This is a genomic window from Streptomyces sp. NPDC055815 (assembly GCF_053616475.1).
This window is the reverse complement of record NZ_JBSHDU010000015.1, coordinates 23,401-45,178: the sequence shown is the minus strand read 5'-3', so window position 1 is coordinate 45,178 and position 21,778 is coordinate 23,401. Positions and strand designations below refer to the sequence as shown.

18 protein-coding genes are annotated in these 21,778 nt (G+C 74.6%); 14 read left to right on the top strand and 4 right to left on the bottom strand.

The annotated features are described in order from the left end of the window. The first annotated feature begins 16 nt into the window (after positions 1-16). Positions 17-1,807 (top strand): IclR family transcriptional regulator domain-containing protein, encoded by a 1,791-nt coding sequence (locus ACWGN5_RS12815; protein WP_453514029.1) that lies wholly within the window; start codon positions 17-19, stop codon positions 1,805-1,807. Positions 1,808-1,837: 30 nt separating this feature from the next. Here ACWGN5_RS12815 and ACWGN5_RS12810 read toward each other — a convergent pair whose 3' ends face one another. Together ACWGN5_RS12810 and ACWGN5_RS12805 are read right to left on the bottom strand one after the other, a co-directional pair. Then, on the bottom strand, positions 1,838-3,097 hold the full coding sequence (locus ACWGN5_RS12810; RefSeq protein ID WP_453514027.1) for a pyroglutamyl peptidase: 1,260 nt from the start codon (positions 3,095-3,097) through the stop codon (positions 1,838-1,840). Positions 3,098-3,239: 142 nt separating this feature from the next. Continuing rightward, on the bottom strand, positions 3,240-3,944 hold the full coding sequence (locus ACWGN5_RS12805) for a helix-turn-helix domain-containing protein (RefSeq protein WP_453514025.1): 705 nt from the start codon (positions 3,942-3,944) through the stop codon (positions 3,240-3,242). Positions 3,945-4,036: 92 nt separating this feature from the next. Here ACWGN5_RS12805 and ACWGN5_RS12800 point away from each other — a divergent pair, with 92 nt between their 5' ends. After that, the gene (locus ACWGN5_RS12800; RefSeq protein WP_453514022.1) at positions 4,037-5,671 is read left to right on the top strand and encodes an amidohydrolase; all 1,635 of its coding nucleotides are present in this window, start codon (positions 4,037-4,039) and stop codon (positions 5,669-5,671) included. Positions 5,672-5,678: 7 nt separating this feature from the next. Here the strand turns inward: ACWGN5_RS12800 and ACWGN5_RS12795 are convergent, their stop codons facing one another. Next, positions 5,679-6,728 carry a LacI family DNA-binding transcriptional regulator gene (locus ACWGN5_RS12795; protein ID WP_453514020.1) on the bottom strand — a complete coding sequence of 350 codons (1,050 nt, stop codon included), beginning with the start codon at positions 6,726-6,728 and terminating at the stop codon, positions 5,679-5,681. Positions 6,729-6,873: 145 nt separating this feature from the next. Between ACWGN5_RS12795 and ACWGN5_RS12790 the strand changes: the two genes are divergently transcribed. Genes ACWGN5_RS12790 through ACWGN5_RS12770 form a run of 5 tightly spaced genes read left to right on the top strand, consistent with a single transcriptional unit; the run spans position 6,874 to position 12,113 of the window. Then, entirely contained in the window at positions 6,874-8,508 is a 1,635-nt protein-coding gene (locus tag ACWGN5_RS12790) for an ABC transporter substrate-binding protein (protein ID WP_453514018.1), read from the top strand. Continuing rightward, on the top strand, positions 8,505-9,458 hold the full coding sequence (locus ACWGN5_RS12785; RefSeq protein ID WP_453514015.1) for an ABC transporter permease: 954 nt from the start codon (positions 8,505-8,507) through the stop codon (positions 9,456-9,458). The genes ACWGN5_RS12790 and ACWGN5_RS12785 overlap by 4 nt, the downstream gene beginning before the upstream one ends. Next, positions 9,455-10,324 (top strand): ABC transporter permease, encoded by an 870-nt coding sequence (locus ACWGN5_RS12780; protein WP_453514013.1) that lies wholly within the window; start codon positions 9,455-9,457, stop codon positions 10,322-10,324. Before ACWGN5_RS12785 ends, ACWGN5_RS12780 begins: the two co-directional genes overlap by 4 nt. Positions 10,325-10,329: 5 nt before the next feature. After that, positions 10,330-11,313, top strand: coding sequence for an ABC transporter ATP-binding protein (locus ACWGN5_RS12775; protein WP_453514010.1), 984 nt, complete (start codon positions 10,330-10,332; stop codon positions 11,311-11,313). Next, a complete protein-coding gene (locus ACWGN5_RS12770; RefSeq protein WP_453514008.1) occupies positions 11,310-12,113 on the top strand; it encodes an ABC transporter ATP-binding protein in 804 nt (267 codons plus the stop codon). The genes ACWGN5_RS12775 and ACWGN5_RS12770 overlap by 4 nt, the downstream gene beginning before the upstream one ends. Before the next feature lie 49 nt (positions 12,114-12,162). Here the strand turns inward: ACWGN5_RS12770 and ACWGN5_RS12765 are convergent, their stop codons facing one another. Next, a complete protein-coding gene (locus ACWGN5_RS12765; protein WP_453514005.1) occupies positions 12,163-13,665 on the bottom strand; it encodes a dienelactone hydrolase family protein in 1,503 nt (500 codons plus the stop codon). A 145-nt stretch (positions 13,666-13,810) separates the two neighbouring features. Here ACWGN5_RS12765 and ACWGN5_RS12760 point away from each other — a divergent pair, with 145 nt between their 5' ends. The 7 genes from ACWGN5_RS12760 (at position 13,811) to ACWGN5_RS12730 (ending at position 21,736) form a co-directional block, all read left to right on the top strand. Beyond that, the gene (locus ACWGN5_RS12760; RefSeq protein WP_453514002.1) at positions 13,811-14,743 is read left to right on the top strand and encodes a MerR family transcriptional regulator; all 933 of its coding nucleotides are present in this window, start codon (positions 13,811-13,813) and stop codon (positions 14,741-14,743) included. Between the two features lie 167 nt (positions 14,744-14,910). After that, the gene (locus tag ACWGN5_RS12755) at positions 14,911-15,678 is read left to right on the top strand and encodes a GntR family transcriptional regulator (RefSeq protein WP_453514000.1); all 768 of its coding nucleotides are present in this window, start codon (positions 14,911-14,913) and stop codon (positions 15,676-15,678) included. 42 nt (positions 15,679-15,720) lie between these two features. Beyond that, positions 15,721-15,948: a 4Fe-4S dicluster domain-containing protein gene (locus ACWGN5_RS12750; protein WP_041132702.1), complete on the top strand. Its 228-nt coding sequence runs from the start codon at positions 15,721-15,723 to the stop codon at positions 15,946-15,948. 14 nt (positions 15,949-15,962) lie between these two features. Further along, positions 15,963-17,306 carry an ABC transporter substrate-binding protein gene (locus ACWGN5_RS12745; RefSeq protein ID WP_453513997.1) on the top strand — a complete coding sequence of 448 codons (1,344 nt, stop codon included), beginning with the start codon at positions 15,963-15,965 and terminating at the stop codon, positions 17,304-17,306. Then, positions 17,303-18,238 carry an ABC transporter permease gene (locus ACWGN5_RS12740; protein WP_453513995.1) on the top strand — a complete coding sequence of 312 codons (936 nt, stop codon included), beginning with the start codon at positions 17,303-17,305 and terminating at the stop codon, positions 18,236-18,238. The genes ACWGN5_RS12745 and ACWGN5_RS12740 overlap by 4 nt, the downstream gene beginning before the upstream one ends. After that, positions 18,235-18,993 carry an ABC transporter ATP-binding protein gene (locus ACWGN5_RS12735; protein ID WP_453513992.1) on the top strand — a complete coding sequence of 253 codons (759 nt, stop codon included), beginning with the start codon at positions 18,235-18,237 and terminating at the stop codon, positions 18,991-18,993. The genes ACWGN5_RS12740 and ACWGN5_RS12735 overlap by 4 nt, the downstream gene beginning before the upstream one ends. Positions 18,994-19,003: 10 nt before the next feature. Then, entirely contained in the window at positions 19,004-21,736 is a 2,733-nt protein-coding gene (locus tag ACWGN5_RS12730) for a fumarate reductase/succinate dehydrogenase flavoprotein subunit (protein ID WP_453513990.1), read from the top strand. Positions 21,737-21,778 lie beyond the last annotated feature (42 nt).

Genomic DNA, 21,778 nt, shown 5'->3' with positions numbered 1-21,778 from the left:
CCGAGGAGTCCGGACGATGCCGCAGCCCACCGCCGACCGGGGCGCACCCGAGCCCGAAGGCGCACCCGAGGTCGCGGGGGCACCCGAGGTCGCGGGGGCGCCCGAGCCCGAAGGCGCACCCGGGCCCGAAGGCGCACCCGACGTCGCGGGCGCGCCCGACGAGTTGGTCGGACCGCTCGAACGCGGGCTCGCCGTGCTCCGCGTCATGGCCGCGGGCCCCGAGCTCCGGCACCGGCCCGGCGACCTCGCCCGGACGACCGGACTCGCCCGCTCCACCATCGACCGGGTCGCGACGACCCTCGTCCGCCTCGGCGTGCTGCGGACCGAGGGCCGCGACCTGCTGCTCGCGCCCGGCGCCGCCGAACTCGGCAACGCGTACCTGGCCTCCTGCGGGCTGCCGGAGCTCCTCGCGCCGCACGCCGTCGCCCTCGCCGACGCGCTCGACGAGTCGGTGTCCGTGGCCGTCCCGGACGGCGACGGCGTCCGCTTCCTCGCCCAGGCCACCCGCCGCCGGGCGATGGCGATCTCCTTCCGCACCGGAGACCTGCTCCCGGCCGAACGGTGCGCTCCCGGCGCGCTGTTCGCCGCGCGGTGGGACGCGGCGGACCTGGAACGGTGGCGGGCCCGGCGCGCGAAGGACCCCCTGGACACCGGCTTCCCCTCGGTACCGCCCCGGTCGGCGTCCCCCGCCGACGAGGTCGAGACCGAGTTCCTCGCGCGGGTACGGGAGGCCCGCGAGACCGGCCTCGCGGTGGACGACCAGCTGATCGAGCCGGGGCTGCTCGCCGTCGCCCTGCCGGTGCGGGGCCCGGACGGCACGGTGGTCTGCGCGGTCAGCGTCGTCAGCCACACGAGCCGGCACAGCGCCCGGTCCCTCCGGGAGACCGCCCTGCCGCCGCTGCGGCGGGCGGTGGCGGCGATGGAGGGCGCGCTGACGGCGGAAGTCCCCGGCGCCGAGCCGGAAACCACGCCGACCGTCCCGCCCGCGCCCGGTGCTTCCGGCCCCGCCCTCAAGGAGGAGCTCGGCTCCGGGTTCCTGCAGTCGCTCGCGCGCGGCCTCGACGTCCTGCGGGCCTTCGGTCGCGCCCGCGGGCCCGTCCGGCTCGCCGAGCTCGCCCGGCTGACCGGACTGCCGCGCGCGACCGCCCGCCGGTCCCTGATCACCCTGCGCCACCTGGGGTACGTACGGGAGGAGCCCGACGGTTTCCTCGTACTCCCCCGGGTCCTGGAGCTCGGCTACGCCCGCCTCTCCGGGCTGAGCCTGCCGGAGATCGCCACCCCGCACCTCGTCGCGCTGGTGCTGCGCGTCCACGAGTCGGCGTCCGTCGCCGTGCTCGACGGGGACGACATCCGGTACGTCGCCCGGGTCGCCTCGACCCGCATCATGCACATCGACATCACCGTGGGCACCCGGCTGCCCGCGTACGCGACCTCCATGGGGCGCGTCCTGCTCGGGTCCCTGCCGGAGGCCGAGCGGGCGGCGCGGCTCGGCCGGATCACGCCCGAGGCGCTCACCCCGCGCACGGTGACGACCCCCGAGGGGCTCGACGAGGCCGTGGCGGCGACCGCCGCGCGGGGTTACGGATGGGTGGAGCAGGAGCTGGAGGAGGGGCTGCGCTCGCTCGCGGTGGCGGTCACGGACGGCGCGGGGCGGGTGGTCGCGGCGGTCAACGTGGCGCTGCACGCGGGCCGGGCCGCCCCGGAGGAGAGCCTCGCGGCCCTGCTGCCGCCGCTGCGCGAGACGGCCGCGCTGATCAGTGCGGACCTCGCCGCCGTGGGCCGCTTCTCCCCCGTCACGACGGGCTGATCCCCGACGCGCGGGAGCCGGCGGCCACGGTCATGAAGGGCTGCCTCCCGACGGTTGGGAGCCGGCGGCCACGGCGACGATCGCCCGTACCTGGGCGATGATGTCGAGCCGGTTCCGTACGAACTCGGCGTCGGTGACCGCGCCCGTCGCCGGGTCGGTGTTGCCCGGGCCGAACTGGAGGACCGGCGTGTGCACATGCCCGCCGGGCAGGTCCCTCAGGCCGAGGCGGTCGCGCAGCAGGGTGGCCCGGTAGGCGATCTCGTTGGACAGGTAGTTCCCGCCGCCGCCCGCCCGGGCGGCGGAGCCGGGCGTCGGCCCGGCGGGGCGGACGACGGGCGTGTCGGACCCGGCCGGCAGCTCGGTCACCGAGGTGTTGTCGTAGACCGGGAAGCGGCCGGTGGACGCCGCCGTGATCGCCGTGTACGGAAGGGTCGTCGACGTCCACTGGGGCTGCGTGGCCGGATCGGCGACGGGCACGGTCTCGGTGCGCGACAGGTTCTCGTTGTCGGGGAAGCCGCCGCGCCAGGCGCCGTTGGTCCGCTCGATGTCGAAGCGGCCGGGCCGGCCCTGGCTCACCGTGGTGAAGAGGTCCACCTCCGGCAGGTGCGGACGCAGGGTCCGCTCGACCGTGCCGTCGGCGAAGTCCTGCCAGCGGACGGGGAAGACGGCCGTCTCGACCCGGGCGAGGGAGCCGTCGGAGGTCCGCAGCCAGGTGCCGTCCAGGGCGAGGGCGGTGGCCCCGGACGGGTTGCTGATCCGGGTGTCCCGGTCGAGCGTGAAGGGGTCGAAGCCGGTCAGCAGGATCCGCTTCACGCCCTTCCCCGCCGGGTAGCGGATCGAGTCCTGGCCGCGCGAGGACCGTTCGAGCCGGTCGAGCAGCCGGGTCCGGCCCTCCTCGGTGATCGTGAACCCCGGCTGCCAGGAGCGGAGTTCGCGGGTGAGTGCGAGTCGCGACCAGTACAGCGGGCGGTCGTCGTCCCGGCTCAGGTCGCCGCCCGCGTTCCCCCGGCCCTGGGCCCGGTCCACGGCCCGTCGCCAGAGCCCCGATCCGTACCGGCCGACGGTCCGCTCGGCCTCGGCGAAGGAGTCGGCCTCGGCGAGGGCGTCGGCGAACTCCGGTGCCAGGGAGGCGAATCCGCTGCGCCGCAGGATCTCCTGGGGCGCGGCCCGGTCGAGCCGGGCCTCCTCGGTGGTGACGGCGGCCGCCTCGGCCGCCGGGGCGGGCGGGGTCGCCAGGGCCAGGGAGGCGGCGGCGAGGGGGAGGGCGAGTGCGCTGCGTATGGAGTTCACGGGGGTCCTTTCGCGCGTACATGTCGCTTCGTCAGAAGTGCTCCGCACCACGCGAGTCATGCTACGACGCCCCACAAGACCCTCCCTGGCCCTGGGGCCACGCGACCCCCGCCCCTCAGGTCACGCTTCTCCCGCCCTCCGTTCACGCGTCCTTCGGCCTCAGCGCCGCCACCGCGCTCAGCATCAGTTCCAGGGCGAACGGGTAGCCGCTGTCGCGCATGTCGGCGGCCAGGAGGGGGAAGGTCGCGGCGATGTTCGGGTGGGTGTCGGAGGACAGATGGCCGTAGACCGCGTGCCAGACCTCCGCCTCCTTCTCCTGCGCGGCGGGCGGCAGGGCCAGTGCCGCCGCGTCCTGGGCCGCGAAGGCGAGGGCCTGGTCCACGAAGGCGTGGTAGATCCGGACCGCGAGGTCGTCCGGGAAGCCGGCGGAGCGCAGGACGCCGAGGATCCGCTCGACGGCCCGGGTCTCGTACGGCCGCCCGGTGGTCCGGTGGGCCGCGAGCGCCGCCGCCTGCGGATAGGCCTGGTAGCACCCGTGGATGCGGAGCCCGAGGTCCCGGAGGTCGACCCGCCAGTCCCCGGTGGCCGTCCAGCCCTCCTGCGCGCGGCCGATCATCTCGTCGGCGACGGCGAGGAGCAGGGCGTCGGTGTTCCGGAAGTAGCGGTAGAGGGCCGTGGGGTCGGCGCCGAGGGCCGCGCCCAGCCTCCGTACCGAGAGGGCTTCCGCGCCGTGTTGCGCGATCAGGCGCAGCGCGGTCTCGACGATGAGCCGTTCCGAGAGGACGGCGCCCTGCTTGGTGGGGCGGCGGCGCCGGCGGCTGCCTTCGGGGACCACGCGTTCGGACATGGCCGGAACCTTACGTCAACACCATTGACGTGTAAACGGCCCGCCCGCTTGCATGGCGCCCACCAACCGACACGACATGTTCTGGAGCGCCCATGGCCACGGCCGATCTGGTCTTCACCCGCGGTCCCGTCTTCACGGCCGACCCGGCCCGCACCCGGGCGACCTCGCTCGCCGTCGTCGGCGAGCGGATCGCGGCCGTCGGCCACGACGAGGTACGGGACCTCATCGGGCCCGGCACGGAGGTCGTCGACCTGACGGGCAAACTGCTGCTCCCCGGTTTCCAGGACGCCCACATCCACGCCGTGTCCGGCGGCAAGGAGCTGGCGGAGTGCGATCTGACCGGCACGGTCGGCGTCTCCGACTACCTGGAGCGGATCCGGGAGTACGCGGACACCCACCCGGAGCACCCCTGGATCACCGGCGGCGGCTGGTCCATGGAGAGCTTCGAGGGCGGCCTTCCCACCCGGCAGCTGCTCGACTCCGTCGTCCCGGACCGGCCGGTGCTGCTGTCGAACCGTGACCACCACGGCGCCTGGGCCAACTCCCGCGCCCTTGAGCTGGCCGGGCTGACCGCCGCCACCCCGGATCCCGCCGACGGGCGGATCGAGCGGGAGGCGGACGGCTCCCCCAGCGGCATGCTCCAGGAGGGCGCGATCGGTCTCGTCGCCCGGCTCGTGCCGCCGACGACCGCCGAGGACCGGCTCGCCGGTCTGCTGCGGGCCCAGAAGCTGCTGCACTCGCTGGGCATCACGGCCTGGCAGGACGCGCTGCTCGGTTCCTTCGGCGGCATGGCCGACCCTTCGGAGGCGTATCTGAGCGCGGCCGGCGACGGTTCGCTGACGGCCCGGGTGACCGGGGCGCTCTGGTGGGACCGGGAGCGGGGGGCCGAGCAGATCCCCGAACTGGTGGCCCGGCGCGAGAAGTTGAGCGTCGGCCGGTTCCGCGCGGGCTCGGTGAAGATCATGCAGGACGGCATCGCGGAGAACTTCACCGCCGCCATGACGACCCCGTACCTGGACGGCTGCGGCTGCGCCACCGCCAACAGCGGGCTGAGCTTCGTCGATCCGGAGGCGCTGCGCGGGTACGTGACCGAGCTGGACGCCCTGGACTTCCAGGTCCACTTCCACGCCCTGGGCGACCGGGCCGTCCGTGAGGCCCTGGACGCCCTGGAGGCGGCGATCGCCGCCAACGGGCGCCGCGGCAACCGTCACCACCTCGCCCACCTCCAGGTCGTCCACCCCGACGACCTGGCCCGGTTCGCGGCGCTCGGCGCCCTCGCGAACATCCAGCCGCTGTGGGCCGCGCACGAGCCGCAGATGGACGAGCTGACCATCCCGTTCCTCGGTCCCGAACGCGCCGCCTGGCAGTACCCGTTCGGCGATCTCGTACGGGCCGGGGCCACCCTCGCGGCCGGCAGCGACTGGCCGGTCAGCAGCCCGAACCCGATCGAGGGCATCCACGTCGCCGTGAACCGCCGCGACCCGGAGGCCACCGACGAGCGGGTCTTCTACGCCGAGCAGCGCCTCGACCTGACCACGGCGCTCGCCGCCTACACCGCGGGCTCCGCGCATGTGAACGGTCTCGACGACACCGGCAGTCTGCGCGCCGGCCACCTCGCCGACCTGGTCGTCCTGGACCGCGACATCCTCACCGGCCCGCCGGAGGAGATCGCCGAGGCCCGGGTGGAGCGGACGTACGTCGGCGGGCGGCTGGTGCACGCGGTCTGACCGCGCCTCAGCGCCGCAGCGACGATCCCCGTACGTCGAGACGCGTCGGTACGAGCGTCCCCGCGGGTTCGCGGCGGCCGTGTTCCAGGACCGCGACGAGGTGCTCGACGCCGGCCTCCGCGACCGCTTCCGGCCGCAGGCTCAGCGTGGTCACCGGCGGCTCCGTGTGCAGGGCCGTGGCGTCCTCGCTCACCAGGACGACCAGCAGGTCGTCCGGGACCTCGTACCCCTGGCGGCGCACCGCCTCCAGGACGAGGGGCGGGCTCGCCTCGGCCACGACGAGGAGGGCGTCGGGCCGCTCGGGACCGTCGCCGGCCAGGGCGGTCTCGACGGCCCGCACGACGGGCCCGTTGCCGGGCTCCCCGACGCGTACCACCCGTTCCGGCAGGCCGTGGGCGGCGCACCACTCCCGGTGGGCGGCGTACACCTCGGTGTGGAAGCGGGTGGTGCTGTCCGGCACCACGACGACGGGCCTGCGGGCCCCCTGCTCACGGAGGTGGTCGAGGGCCTCACCGACGGCGCCGCCCGCGTCGACGTCCACCCAGTACGCGCCGGGCAGCCCCTCGACGGAACGGTCCGTGAAGACGGGGATGCCGGCGGCGAGGAGGTCCTCGACGACCGGGTCGTCGGCGACGGGATCGGCGACGACCACCGCGTCGAGGGACAGGTCGGCCCACTCGCTCTGCAGGGAGCCGGCGGGCAGCAGCACCACGGCGTAGCCGCGGCGCAGCGCGGTGGCCGCGGTCGCGCCGGTCAGCCGGGCGAAGTACGGCGACTCGAGAAAGGTCCAGGGAGCGTCGGCGAACTCGCCGACCACGTATCCGATCAGCCGGGCCCGTCCCGCGCGCAGCCCGCGTGCGGCGGCGTTGGGCCGGTAGCCCATTCTGCGCGCGGTCGCGCGGGCCCTCTCCCGTACCTCGGGGGAGAGTCTGCCGGTGCCGTTGAGCGCCGCCGAGACGGTCGTCTTGGACAGGCCCGCCTCGCGGGCCACGTCGACCAGGCGGACGCGCGGGATGGGCGACGAGGGCTGCCCGCCGTGCCGTGAAGCTTCGGTCATGGGGTGATGGTGCCACCCTCGTGACCTCTGCAAAACCGTTCCCGCAAAGTCGGACGCAGGCCTTGTGCGGGAACGTTCCCGCACCAATACTCGCTCCATCCCCCCGAGCCCGTCACTACACCTGTAAAGGGGTGGGTCCCTCCCCATGCGCATGCCCAGAGCCCTCGCGCTTCTCGTCTGTACCGCCGCCCTCGCGGCCACCACGTCCGCCTGCTCCGGCGCCACGAAGCCCGCCGCCGGCGGCGGCACCGACTTCAAGGTCAGCCCGACCTCCCCGCCCGCGCAGGGCCCGCTGGACTCCTTCACCTGGTCCCTGTACGCCGAGCCGTACACGCTGGACTACGCCCTCGCGTACGACTACCCGCCGAACACGGTCCTCGCCAACGTGTGCGAACAGCTGCTGCGGGTCACGCCCGACATGAAGATCGTGCCCGGCCTCGCCGTGAAGTGGGCGCAGCCCGACCCGCGCACCCTCGTCTACACCCTGCGGCCCGGGGTGAGGTTCCACGACGGCACCACCATGACCGCCGACGACGTGGTCGCCTCCCTCAAGCGCCAGATGGACCCGAAGACCGGCTCGCCCTGGGGCTCCGCCTTCAAGAGCGTCGACGCCGTCGAGAAGACCGGCCCCCTGGAGGTGACGATCCGCCTCGGCAAGGAGGACGTCCTCTTCCACGAACTGATGGCCGCCTCCCCCGGCACGATCGTGAGCGCCGCCTCCCTCGCCAAGGAGGGCAAGGACTACGGCACGCCGAAGGGCCGGCTGAACTGCACCGGCCCGTACGCCCTCGACTCCTGGGCGCAGGGCGACAGCATCACCCTCAAGAAGAACGCCGCCTACTGGGACACGTCCCTCACGCCCAAGTCCGAGAAGGTGAAGTTCACCTTCATCGAGGACGCCACGGCCCGCTCCAACGCCTTCCTGTCCGGCACGGCGGACGGCGGCTACCTGGTCCCGTCCTCCTCCTTCGCCCAGCTGAAGGCCGGCACCAAGGGTGCGCTCCTCTTCGGCCCGAACACCGCCGCCGCCAACCTCGCGGTGCTCGACTTCCACGGCCCGCTCGGCAACCTCAAGGTCCGCAAGGCCCTGTCGATGGCCCTCGACCGGAAGAACATCATCAAGGCCGCGGCGGGCGGCGTCGGCGTCCCCGCCAAGGCCCCCGCCGCGCGCGGCGCCTGGGCGCTGGCCCCGGAGAAGACGGCCGAGCTGTACGACACGCTGCCCGAGCCCGCGTACGACGTCGAGGCGGCCAGGAAGCTCGTCAAGGAGGCCCACGCGAACGGCCGGACGATCACCCTCGTCACCAGCACGCTGGCGCCCGAGATCAGCGTCGTCGCCAACGCCGTCCAGGCCGCGGGCCGCCAGATCGGCCTCGACGTCCGGCTGAAGCCGGTCTCGCCCGACGCGTACAGCAGCATCTTCGTCGACCCCGACGCGCGCGAGGGACTCGACCTGGTCATCACCAACGGCTACGACAACACGCCCGACCCGCTGGAGTTCTACCAGTACCTGCGCACCGGCGACTTCGGGAACTACGGCCGCTGGTCGAACGCCGAGTTCGACGTCGCCTTCGACAAGGCCAACTCCGAGCCCGACCCGGTCAAGCGCGCGGAACTCACCGCGAAGCTCCAGAAGATCGCGATGGACGAGCTGCCCGTCATCCCCGTGTACGAGGCGCCGTACTCGGTCTTCCTCGGCAAGCGGATCACCGGCGCGCCGACCGGCATCGCCCAGCTCTACTTCCCGTGGGCCGCGACGATCGGGGCCTCCCAGCGATGACGCGCTACCTCGTCGGACGGCTCCTCGGCCTGGCGGCGGTGCTGTTCGTGACCTCCCTGGTGGTCTTCGGCTCCGTCCACCTGGCCCCCGGCGACCCGGTGTCGTTCCTCCTGCACGGCCGCCCCGCGACCCCCGAGGCCGTGGCGGCCCTGCGGGCGGAGCACCACCTGGACGACCCGCTGGTCACGCAGTACGCGAAGTGGCTCGGCTCCGTCCTGAGCGGCGACTTCGGCCGCTCGGCCCAGTACCACCAGGACGTGGCCTCGCTCATCGGCTCCCGGCTGCCCGGCACCGCCCTGCTCGTCGGCTACGCCGCCGTGCTGGTGACGGTGCTCGGCGTCGCGGCCGGCATCCTCGGGGCGCTGCGCCCCGGCCTGCCGGACCGGGTGGTGCTCATCGGCACCGGTGTCGCCACCGCCACGCCCTCGTTCGTGACGGCCATCGCGCTCGTCTCGCTCTTCTCCGTACAGCTCGGCTGGTTCCCGGGACCGGGCGGCGGCACCCCCGCGGGCCTCTCCGAGCGGCTCTTCCAGCTGACCCTGCCGGCCTTCGCCCTGGCGCTGTCCTTCGCGGGACTCCTCGCCCGGGTGACCCGCTCGGCGATGCTCGACGAACTCGGGCGCGAGCACGTCGAGGTGGCGCGGGCCCGGGGCGTCGCGGGCCGGTCCGTGGTCCGCCGGCACGTGCTGCGCAACGCGCTGGGTCCCGTCGTGACCGTCGGCGGCACGATGCTCGCCGGCCTCCTCATCTCCACCTCGATCGTCGAGACCGCCTTCGACGTGCCGGGCCTCGGCTCGCTGCTCGTGCAGTCGGTCACCTCCAAGGACTTCGCCGTCGTGCAGGCGATCACCCTGCTCAGCGTGGCGGCCTTCGTCCTCGTCAACCTCGTCGTCGACCTGCTCGCCCCGCTCATCGACCCCCGTCTCTCCCTCGGGGAAGGCTCCTCATGACCTCCACCACCTCCGCGGTGCCGTACCGCAGGCCGGGGCTGCGCGCCCTGCGCCCGTTCGGCCAGGGCCCGCTCTTCGCGGTCTCGGTCGCGGTGCTCGCGCTGCTCGTCCTGGTCGCCCTGCTCGCGCCCGCCCTCGCCCCGTACGACCCGGAGGCGCTCGACCTGGCGGCGAGTCTCGTCGGCACCACCGGCGACCATCTGCTCGGCACCGACCAGTCGGGCCGGGACATCCTGTCCCGGCTGCTCCACGGCGCCCGCACCGGGCTGCTCGGGCCGCTGCTCGTCGTCGGCGTCTCCACTCTGCTCGGCACCCTCCTCGGTGTGGTGGCGGCCTGGCGGGGCGGCTGGGTGGACACGATGCTCTCCCGGTCCATGGACCTCGTCTTCGCGATCCCCGGACTGCTGCTCGCGATCCTGCTCGTGTCGGTCGTCGGCGAGGGGCTCACCGCGCCCGTGATCGCCATGTCCGTCGCCTACACCCCGTACGTGGGACGGCTCGTCCGGGGCATCGCCCGGCAGGAGAAGGCCCGGCCGTACATCGAGGCGTACCGGGTGCAGGGCTGGTCCGGCTGGACCGTCTGCGTACGACATCTGCTGCCCAACATCGCGCCGACGGTCTTCGCGCAGTCCGCGATGAACTTCGGGTACGCGCTGATGGACCTGGCGGCGCTCTCCTTCCTCGGCTTCGGGGTGCAGCCGCCGGCCGCCGACTGGGGCGCCATGATCAACGAGGGGCAGGCGGCCGTCCTGCAGGGGGCGATGCTGCCGGCCCTCGCGCCCTCCGCGTGCATCGTGCTCGCCGTGGTGGCGTTCGGCATCGTCGGCGAGGGGCTCGCCGACCGGATCGCGAAGCGGGAACGGTGAACACGATGAGCACGGTGGCGAAAGCGCCGGTCCTGGAGATCGAGGGCCTCGGCGTCCGGCTCGCCGGCGACCGGGCCGCCCGGCCGATCCTGGACGGGGTCGGTCTGACCGTACGGCCCGGGGAGACGGTCGGCCTGGTCGGCGAGTCCGGCTCCGGCAAGTCCGTGGCCTGCCGCAGCGTCCTCGGGCTGCTGCCCGGGGGCGCCCGCACCGAGGGGCAGGTCCGGGTCGCAGGGCGGGACGTCCTCGCGATGAACCGCGCCGAGCTCACCGCGCTGCGGGCCCGGCAGGTCTCGATGGTCTTCCAGGACCCCCGCGCCTCCGTCAACCCGCTGCGGCGGGTGGGCGACTTCCTCACCGAGGGGCTGCGCGCGGCCGGGACGCCCGCCGCCGAGGCGACCGCCCGCGCCGAGGAACTCCTCGACGCGGTCGGCATCCGCGACCCGCGCGGCGCCCTGCGCCGCCATCCGCACCAGTTCTCCGGCGGCATGCTCCAGCGGGTCGTCATCGCGGCGGCCCTCGCGAGCGAGCCGGCCCTCCTCCTCGCCGACGAGCCGACGACCGCGCTCGACGTCACCACGCAGGCCGAGGTCATCTCGATCCTGGCCCGGCTGCGGGCCGAGCGGGGCACGGGCATGCTGTTCGTCACCCACGACCTCGAACTGGCCGCCGCGATCTGCGACCGGGTGTACGTCATGTACGCGGGCCGGATCGTGGAGACCCGGTCCACGGACGAACTGTTCGACCGGCCCCGGCACCCGTACACGGCGGGCCTGCTCGCCTGCACCCCGCGCCTCGAACCGGACGCGCCGGCCCCGCGGCCCATCCCGGGCCGCCCCGTCTCCCTCGCGGAGGCGCCGCCCGGCTGCTCCTTCGCCGCGCGCTGCGCCCACGCGCTGCCGCGCTGCGCCGAGGAGCCGCCCGCGCTCGTACGCCACGGCGACGGGCTCGCCGCCTGCCACCGTGCCGAAGAAGGGATCACGCTGTGACCGTCACGCCTGTCACGCCTGTCGCGTTCAAGGAGGGCCTCGTCGTCGAGGGCCTGCGCAAGCGGTACGGGGACCACACGGCCGTCGACGGCGTGTCGTTCGCCCTCGCGCCCGGGTCCTCCCTCGCCCTCGTCGGGGAGTCCGGCAGCGGCAAGACCACCACGGTCCGGATGCTCGTCGGTCTGGAACGCCCGGACGGCGGCACGGTCCGCCTCGACGGCAAGGACCGTTCGGCCCGGCCACGGGGCCGGGCCGAACGGCTCGCCAGGGCCCGGGACATCCAGATGGTCTTCCAGGACCCGTATCTGTCGCTCGATCCCCGGGTGACTGTCTCGGGCTGCCTCGACGAGGTCCTGCGGCTGCACACCGACCTCGACCCGGCCAGCCGTAAGGCCCGGGTCGGCGAGCTCCTCGACCAGGTCGGTCTCGGCACCCGCGAGGCCTCCGCCCTGCCCCGGGGCCTCTCCGGCGGGCAGCGGCAGCGCGTGGCGATCGCCCGCGCCCTCGCCGTCGAGCCCCGGGTGCTCGTCCTCGACGAGGCGGTCGCCGCGCTCGACGTGTCGATCCAGGCGCAGATCCTCGAACTCCTCGGCTCGATCCGCCGGGAGTCGGGCATCGGCTATCTGTTCGTCACCCACGACCTGGCGGTGGTCCGGCACATCGCGGACGAGGTCCTGGTGCTGAAATCCGGACAGGTCGTGGAGACGGGGCCGACCACGCAGGTCCTGGACGCGCCGGTACACCCGTACACCCGGCTCCTCCTGGACTCCGTGCCCCGCCGCCGGCGACCGGCGGCATGACGGGCGGGCCGGGAAGGGAGCGACGCTCCCTCCCCGGCCCGCGTGTGCGTCACTCCCCCAGGCGTGCGAGGACCGCGCGCATCGACCGTTCCACGACCGCCCGGGACTCGTCGGTGGGATCGACGAGTTCGAAGGCGTGGTGGCCGTGGGGCGCGTCGACGACCTCGACGTCGGCCCCGCGCTCCTTCGCGGCGGTGAGGAACGCCTCGACGGTCGCCGTGAACACCGGGTGCTCAAGACCGGCGCGGGTCAGGACGACCGGCGGCCCGTCCGCCGTGCCCACTGTGTCGACGGGGCGGAAGCGGGGTTCGACCGACTCCCAGCCGGGCAGCGGCGCCAGGGCGGGATAGGTCGCCGCGACACAGCGCAGCCACGGCGGGGGCGCGGCGAGCCAGTCCGCGGCGAGCGGCCCGCCGGTGGAGAAGAACCACAGCGCGATCCGCTCCCCGTCGACCCGCGGGTCGGCGCGGACCAGTTCGACGGCCTCGGCGAGGTCGTCGGCGGCGCGGGCGTAGTCGGCGAGGCCGTGGAGCCGGTGGTCCAGGGTGACGCCGACGGCGCCCAGGCTCGCCGCGTAGCGGCCGTATCCCAGGAAGAACGGCGTGTCCCGCGGGGTGGGCCGCCGGTCGGGCTCGATGGGGCCGCCGTGGACGAAGACGATCGCCGGCCGGGGCCCTTCGGCGTCCGGGAGGTGGAGGTCGACCCGTCCGACGCGCTCGCGCGGCCGCTCGGGCACGTCGAGGAGGAAGGGCAGCAGGTGGGAGGGCTGCTCGTGGCCGTCGCCCTCGGGCGCGGCCACCCGGTGGCCCTCGCCGGCCGCCGCGCGCAGCAGCACCTCGGCCAGCTCCCCGGGGGCCGAGAGCATCGGCCAGTGCCCGGTGGCGAGTTCGAAGAAGCGGAACCGGTCCTCGGTGAGCACCCGGAACTGGGGCGGGCCCGAGGCCACCGCCATCTCGACCATGGCGATGCTCTGCCCGTTGGCGGCGCACAGGACGCCCGTGGTCGGCAGGGCGGCCGCGGCGCCGGTCAGGCGGAGCGGCTCGGTGAGGGTGCCGGCCGGCTGGGGCGCGGCCTCGCGCTCCAGGCGTACGAGGGCGTCGGCGGGGATCCCCTCGACGCTGCCCCACCGGGACCAGGCGCCGGGCGCCGGCGGCGGGACGGGTGCGTCGGGCCGTGCGGCGAGCAGCTCGCGGACCTCCGGGTCGGGTACGGAGCGGACGGCGGCCTCGCCGTCCCCCGGGGGGCCCGTGTCCACGGAGACGATCCGGGCGACGCGCCCGGCCCGCCGGTCGGCGGCGCCGAACACCGGGTACAGGCCGTATCCGTGGCCCACGAGGACCACCTCGGCGGCCGTGATCCCGTCGACGAGCGCGACGAGCTCCTCGATGTGCGTCTCCAGGCCGGTCCCGGGTCCGGCCTCGGCGCGCCGGTCCCCCGTCCCGGTCAGGGTCACGGGGTACGCCTCCGCTCCCGCCGCCCGCAGCCGGGCGGCGGTCTCCTCCCACACCCAGCCACCGGTGAAGGTGTCCGACACCAGCACGAAAGCCGTCATGGCCGTCTCCTCTGTCTTTTCCGGGGAACGTCTCGCGGTCACGCTAGGAACTCCCCTTGCGGGAGATTCAAGTCCGCCGGTCGTGAGCCACGGCAGAATGGACGGGCCCGGAGATCATCGGCTCCCGCTGAAGGAGGTTCGCCTGGTGTCGTCGGACGGTCTGTGGAGCATCGGGGAGCTGGCCGCGCGGGCGGGGGTCACGGTCAAGACCGTGCGGTTCTACTCCGATCGCGGTCTGCTGCCGGAGGCGGTCCGCAGTTCCGGGGGCCATCGCAGATACGGGGCCGAGGCCCTCGACCGGCTGCGGTTCATCCGGTCCCTGCGCGCCCTCGACCTGCCGGTTCCCGAGGTGGAGCGGGTGCTGGAGAGGGACGGCGCCGACGACGTCCTGGAGGAGGCCGTGGCGGGGCAACTGAAGGACGTGGGCTCCCAGTTGGTGGAGCTGCGCTGGAAGGAGGCCTCCCTGCGGCTGCTCCAGGAGTGCGCCGCCGGGGAGCGCGCGGAGCGGTTGCGGCTGCTCGGCGCGCTGCCCGCCCCGCCGGACACGGACGCCCTGGTCCGGTTCTGGCGGCGGGCCCTGCCGGCGCGGCTGCCGGGGCGGGTGGTGTCCATGGTCCTCGACGCGGTGGTGCCGCGGCCGCCGGACGAGCCCGGCACCGACGACGTCCTCGCGTTCGCCCGGCTGCACGCGCTCGTCACCGACCCGCGGCTCGAACGGCCGGAGTTCCGGCCTTCGCCCCCGCTCCCGGACGGTGAGTACCGTCCGGTCGTGCTGTACGAGGGGCTCGCGGAGGCGTACGGGCTCGCCTCGGCCGCGATGCTGGCGGGGCGGGCGCCGCAGGACGGCGGGGCCCTGGACAGTTTCGTCTCCGCCTACGCCCACGCGCGCGGGGAGCCGGACACCCCGGACTTCCGTCGCCGGCTCCTGGAGTTGCTCGCCCTGGACGACAGCCCGGTGCTCCCCCGGTACTGGAAGCTGGCCGCCGGCCTGTTCGCCCCGGACGAGCCGGTCCTCGGCCTGCTGCACCACCACCTCTCGACGGCCCTCAGGGAGCAGGTGCACGGTCCGGCCGTCTGACGCTTCCCACATGGTGGGCGGACGGTTGTCCACGTGCTGGGCGCCCGGGTGGCGGATCTCGCAGCCCTCCCATCGTCGCCGCAGGTCAGAGGCGTACGAAGGGGGTGTCAGGTGGCGCAATACTGCGGCAACACCACCGGGGCCGGTGCGCCGCTACGTTCCGTGCCATGCCCGCCGAACCCGCTCCCGCCGCCCGCCCCGTCGCCGCCGCCCGCCGTCGGCGGCTGCGCGCCGACCGGGCGCGGCAGCTCGCCGATCTGCTGCGCCACCAGATCCTGGCGGGCGGCTTCCCCGGCGGGGTCCTCCCCCTGGAGGACCTGATCGCGGCCGACTACCGGGCCAGTCGCAACACCGTCCGGCAGGCCCTGGACCTGCTGCGCGGTGAGCAGCTGGTCGACCGGCAGCCGGGGGTCGGGACGGTGGTGGTCTGCGAGAAGTACCCGCACGGCCTGGACCGGCTCCAGGGGCTCGCCGAGACCCTGCACGAGCACGGCCGGGTCACCAACGAGGTGCGGACGGTGGGCCCGGTCGGCGCGCCCGGTCCGGTGGCCCACCGGCTCGGCCTGCCCGAGCACACGGACGTGCTCTGCATCGAGCGGCTGCGGCGCCTGAACGGGCTGCCGCTCTCGCTCGACCTGTCGTACCTGCCGATGGACGTCGGGGGTGAACTCCTCGGCTGCGACCTGGAGAACACGGATGTGTTCCGGCTCCTGGAGCAGCTGACCGGCGGCCCGCTCGGGCACGCGGAGATCACCCTGGAGGCCGTCAACGCCGACGCGCACTCCGCCGCCGTCCTCCAGGCGCCGCGCGGCGCCGCCGTCCTGATGCTGGAGCGGCTGACCTGTCTGCCCGACGGGCGGCCGGTGGACCTGGAGTTCATCCGGTTCCGCGGTGACCGCATCACCATGAGCGGCGTCCTCCGCCGCTCCCTCTGACCTCGCTCCGCTCCCCCTCACACCCCTTTCCTGGAGACAGCCATGCCCGTGGTCCCCCAGCGCGGCGACGTGCCCGTGACCGTCGACGAGTCGAAGTGCATCGACGGCTGCACGCTCTGCGTCGACATGTGTCCGCTCGACTCGCTGGCCATCCGCGAGGAGGACGGCAAGGCGTACATGCACGTGGACGAGTGCTGGTACTGCGGCCCGTGCGCCGCCCGCTGTCCCACCGGCGCGGTGACCGTCAACATGCCCTATCTGCTCCGGTGAAAGGCCGAACTCCCATGCAGTCACGAAGACTCGCCCTGACCCTCCCCCTGGCCCTGCTGCTCCCCCTCGCCACCGCCTGCGGCGGAGGGGGGACCGACGACGCCTCGGGCGGGAAGGCGGTCACGGTGACCGTCGGCTACCAGTCGAAGACCATCAACACCGTCACCGCCGGCACCCTGCTGCGCTCCCTCGGCTACTTCGAGGAGGAGCTCGCGGCAGCCGGCAGGAAGAACGGCGTCACCTACAAGGTCGTCTGGCAGGACTACGCCACCGGTGCTCCGATCACCGCCCAGATGACGGCGGGGAAGATCGACATCGGCTCGATGGGCGACTTCCCGCTGCTGATCAACGCGGCGCGCGGGAAGCAGCTCAAGGAGCCGACGCGACTGGTCGCGGTGACCGGCTACAACCTGCGCGGCGGCCTCAACACCGTGGTCACCGCGCCGGGTTCGCCGCTGCGGACGCTGAAGGACCTCAAGGGCCGCAAGGTGTCCACGAGTGTCGGTTCGGCCGCCGACGGGACGCTCGTCCGGGCGCTGCGGCGGGCCGGGATCGACCCGGCGAAGGACGTCCACAAGGTCAACCAGCAGCCGAGCGTGGGTGCTTCGGCCCTGACGGCGGGCACCGCCGACGCGCTCTCCCAGTTCGTCGCCTGGCCCGGTCTGCTCGCCTTCCAGGGCCGGGCGACCGCGTTGTACGACGGGGCCGAGCTGAACCTGCCGACCTTCCACGGGGTCACCGTCCGCGAGCGGTTCGCGAAGCAACGCCCCGAGGCCCTCGACGCGTTCCTGCGCGCGCAGCGCCGGGCCACGGACGAGCTGCGCAGCCGGCCGGTGGCATGGGCCGAGTCGGTGGCGAAGGCGACGGGGCTGCCCGCCGAGGTGGTCTACCTGTACAACGGCGCCCACGGCATCGCCACCTTCGACCCGGCGCTCCGGCCCGAGCTGGTCGCCGCGCTCAAGGAGGACGTGCCGGTCCTCAAGGAGGCCGGTCTGGTGAAGGACGTCGACGTGGACGCCTTCGTCGACACGGCTCCGCTGCGACGGGCGGTCCCGGGCGCCGCGTACCCGAAGGCGGTCCCGGCGAAGGCCGAACTCTGGCCGAAGGGGCAGGAGTCGACCCGTACCTTCGACAGCCCCGGGGCGCTCCTCAAGGCCGTCGAGGGGGCGGCGGTCCGGGCCGCGTACGTGCCGGACGCGGTGACCGGGACGCTCTGGTTCGCGGACCGGGCGGTCTGGGTCCAGGACGGCGGCGAGTGGCGCGCCTTCGTCACCCGGGAGGGCGCGGAGCGGTACGTCGCCGGGCACCCCGGCTCGCGGATCGTGGCGTACGCGGACGCCGTGCGGCTCGCGTCATGAGCGCCGTCGGCCTCGGCCGCCGGCTGGTCCGGGTGGCCTCCCCGCTCGCGGCGCTCGGCGTCTGGCAGCTGCTGACCTCCCTGGACGTCCGTCTGTGGCTGCGGTTCGAGCAGTTCCCGACGGTCGTCGAGGTGGCTTCCGCGCTCGCCGACCGGATCGGCACCGAGGCGTACTGGCAGGACCTCGGCCACAGCCTGCGCCGGATCGCTCTCGGCTTCCTGCTCGCGGCCGTCCTCGGGGTGGCGGCCGGGACGGCCGTCGCCCGGTCCCGGTGGGCGGCGGACCTCCTGGGCCCGCTGGTGGAGGTGGTCCGGCCGATCCCCGCCATCGCCCTGGTGCCGGTCGCGATCCTGCTGCTGCCCACCAACGAGCAGGGCATCGTCTTCATCACCTGTGCCGCCGCCCTCTTCCCCGTCCTGGTCTCGACCCGGCACGCGGTGCGCGCCCTGGACCCGGCATGGGAGGAGGCGGTGCTCACCATGGGCGGGGGCAGGGCCCGGGTGCTGTTCTCGGTGGTCCTCCCGGGCGCCCTGCCGGGCGTCTTCGGCGGTCTGTCGGTGGGCATCGGCGTCGCGTGGATCTGTGTGATCTCGGCGGAGATGATCTCCGGCGAGTACGGGGTGGGCTACCGCACCTGGCAGGACTACACGGTCGTCGACTACCCGGGGGTCTTCGTCGGCATGGCCACCATCGGCGTCCTGGGCCGGCTCACCTCCACGGCGGTGGAGGCCCTCGGCCGCCGGCTCACGGCCTGGCTGCCGCGCCCCGCGGAGGGCGGCGCGGCAGGACCGGACCGTTCGGCGGACTCCTGTCCTTCGCCCACGCGCCGCACGCAGGCGACGCCGGCGCCGGGCGCCGCGGCCCCGGCGGACCCCGCCGCCGCGCGTACCCCCGTCGCCCTTCCCGTACCCGACAAGGAGCCGGTCACATGACCACCGTGAGTCCGCCCGCCACCACCCCCGTGCCGGCCGGTGCCGAACTCGCCCTGCACGGCGCCCGGCTCGGTCACCGGGACGGCGGAGCCGTGTCCGGCCCGGTCGGGCTGCGGATCGCACCCGGTGAACTCCTCACCGTCGTCGGCCCGTCCGGCTGCGGGAAGACGACCCTGCTGCGGACGCTCGCCGGGCTCCTGCCCCCGCTGGAGGGGCGGGTCACCCAGGACGGGGTGCCGGTCCACCGGCCCGGCGCCGACCGGGCGCTGGTCTTCCAGCACGACGCCCTGCTGCCCTGGCGCACGGTCCGCGCCAATGTGGAACTGCCGCTCGCGATCCGCCGTGTCCCCCGCGCCGAGCGGCGGCGCACGGCGGAGGAGTGGCTGGAGCGGGTCGGGCTCGCCGGGCACGCCCACAAGCTGCCGCACCGGCTGTCCGGCGGGCAGCGGCAGCGCGTGCAGTTGGCCCGGGCGCTCGCCGGGCGGCCCCGGGCGGTCCTGATGGACGAGCCGTTCGGGGCGCTCGACGCGGCGACCCGTGCCGGGATGCAGGACCTGCTCGTGGAGATCCTGCGCGGCACGGGCGCGACGGTCGTCTTCGTGACGCACGACGTGGACGAGGCCCTCCATCTCGGCGACCGGGTCGTCCTGTTCGCGACCGGCGAGGTCCTGGACGTGCCGCACCCGCGGGTGCGGGACGCCCGGGACGCCCCGGCCACGGAGGCGCTGCGCCGCCGTGTTCTCGACTCCCTCTGAAAGGCATCCTGTGGACACCCCCCTGAGCGTCCCCGACCTCGCCGACGCGACCGAGCTCTCCTGCGACGTGCTCGTCATCGGCGGCGGCACCGCCGGCACGATGGCGGCGCTGACCGCCGCCGAGCGCGGGGCGGACGTCCTGCTCCTGGAGAAGGCGCACGTCCGCCACTCCGGCGCCCTGGCCATGGGCATGGACGGCGTCAACAACGCGGTCGTGCCCGGCCGGGCCGAGCCCGACGACTACGTCGCCGAGATCACCCGCGCGAACGACGGCCTCGTCGACCAGTCCACCGTCCGGCAGACGGCGACCCGCGGCTTCGCGATGGTCCGGCGCCTTGAGTCGTACGGGGTGAAGTTCGAGAAGGACGAGCACGGGGAGTACGCGGTCCGGCAGGTCCACCGGTCCGGCTCGTACGTGCTGCCGATGCCCGAGGGCAAGGACGTGAAGAAGGTCCTCTACCGGCAGCTGCGGCGGCGCGAGATGCGGGAGCGGATCCGGATCGAGAACCGGGTCATGCCGGTCCGGGTGCTCACCCACCCGGAGGACGGCCGGGCCGTCGGCGCGGCCGGGTTCCACACCCGCACCGGGGAGTTCGTCGTGGTCCGCGCGGGGGCCGTGATCCTGGCGACCGGCCCCTGCGGCCGGCTCGGCCTGCCCGCCTCCGGCTATCTGTACGGGACGTACGAGAACCCGACGAACGCGGGCGACGGCTACGCGATGGCGTACCACGCGGGCGCGGCGCTCACGGGGATCGAGTGCTTCCAGATCAACCCCCTGATCAAGGACTACAACGGCCCGGCCTGCGCCTATGTCGCCAACCCCTTCGGCGGGTACCAGGTGAACCGGCACGGAGAGCGGTTCGTGGAGTCGGACTACTGGTCGGGGCAGATGATGGCCGAGTTCGCGGCCGAACTCGCCTCGGACCGGGGGCCGGTGTACCTGAAGCTGAGCCATCTTCCCGAGGAGACGATCGGCGCCGTCGAGTCGATCCTGCACACCACGGAGCGGCCCACCCGGGGCACGTTCCACGCGAACCGGGGGCACGACTACCGGACCCACGACATCGAGATGCACATCTCGGAGATCGGCCTGTGCGGCGGCCATTCGGCCTCCGGGGTGAGGGTCGACGACCGTGCCCGTACGACCGTGCCCCGGCTGTACGCGGCCGGCGACCTGGCCTCCGTACCGCACAACTACATGATCGGCGCGTTCGTCTTCGGCGATCTGGCGGGGGAGGACGCGTCCCGGTACCGCGCGTACGGAGGAGAGTTGGACGCCGGTCAGCTCGCGGCCGCCCACGAGCTCGTCTACCGGCCGCTGCGGAACCCCGACGGGCCGCCGCAGCCCCAGGTCGAGTACAAGCTGCGGCGCTTCGTCAACGACTACGTGGCACCGCCGAAGACCGGTGCGAAGCTCTCCCTGGCCGTGGAGGCGTTCGACCGGATGGCGACGGAGATCGCCGGGATGGGGGCGCGCACGGCGCACGAGCTGATGCGGTGCGCGGAGGTGTCGTTCATCCGGGACTGCGCCGAGATGGCGGCGCGTGCCTCGCTCGCGCGGACGGAGTCGCGGTGGGGGCTCTACCACGAGCGGCTCGACCACCCCGAGCGGGACGACACGGGCTGGCTGCACCATCTGGATCTGCGCAAGTCCCCTTCCGGGGCGATGGAGTTCACGGCGCGCCCGGTGGAGCCCTATGTCGTTCCGGTGCCGGAGTTCTCGCCGCCCGGCGGTCCGGAGCGGCTCCTGGGCGAGGTGGCGCTCGTGCCGGTGGCCACGGCCGGGGCGCGGGAGACCGTCCCCGCGGCCCCGGGGCCCGGTCCGGTCGCCGCCGGGGCGCCGGCCGAGACGCCCGTGCCCGCGGGGCCGCACCCCCGGCTGCTCGGGCTGCTCGCGCTCGTCGAGGACTCCCCCGATCTGGCGGCGTTCGGCCCGTATCTGGACGACGCCGATCCGACGGTGCGGGCGGCCGCCGTGACCGCGCTCGGGGAGACCGCGCCGGCCGGGGCCGGTCCGGCGCTCGCGGCCCGGCTGCGGGACGGAGCGGCGCCGGTCCGGGCCGCGGCCTCGGCGGCCCTGCGGGAGCTGGTCGAGGTGCTGCCCGCCGAGCCGGCGCTCGGGGACGGCCTCCGGGAGGCCCTCGGCGTGCCCGATCCGGCCGTGCGCGGCGCCGCGCTCGACGTCCTGCGGGCGCTGCGGCTCGGGGACGCCCCGCTGTACGCGGGCGCGCTCGGCGACGCCTCGGTGGAGGTGCGCGTCCAGGCCGTGCGGGCGCTGGTCTCGGTGGACGCGGTCGCGGAGCTCGCGCGGGCCGCCGCCGATCCGGCGCGCGAGGTCCGGGTCGCGGTGGCCCGTGGTCTCGCGGCCGTACGGGCTCCCGCGCCGGAGCCGCTCGCGCCGCTGCTCGACGACGTCGACCCGCTGGTCAGGGGCGCCGCCCTGGCCGCGCTCGCGGGCACCGGCTGCCCTCCGGCCTACGCGGCGGGGGCGGGGGCCGCGCTCGGGGACGGAGCCTGGCAGGTGCGGTCCGGCGCGGCGACCGCGCTGCGGGCGGCGGCTGCGGGCCTGGCCGTCCCGGCGCTCGCGGGGGCGCTCGCCGATCCGAACGCGGACGTGCGCAAGGCGGCCGTCCTGTCGCTCCTGGCCCACCGGGCCGAACCGGCCGCGCGTGCCGCGCTCGCCGGGGCGGCGGACGACCCGGACGCGGACGTGCGCGCCTACGCCTCCCGCGCGGCCCGCTGAGCCGTTCGGCGTACCCGGGGTGTGGTCGCCGACGGGGCGGGG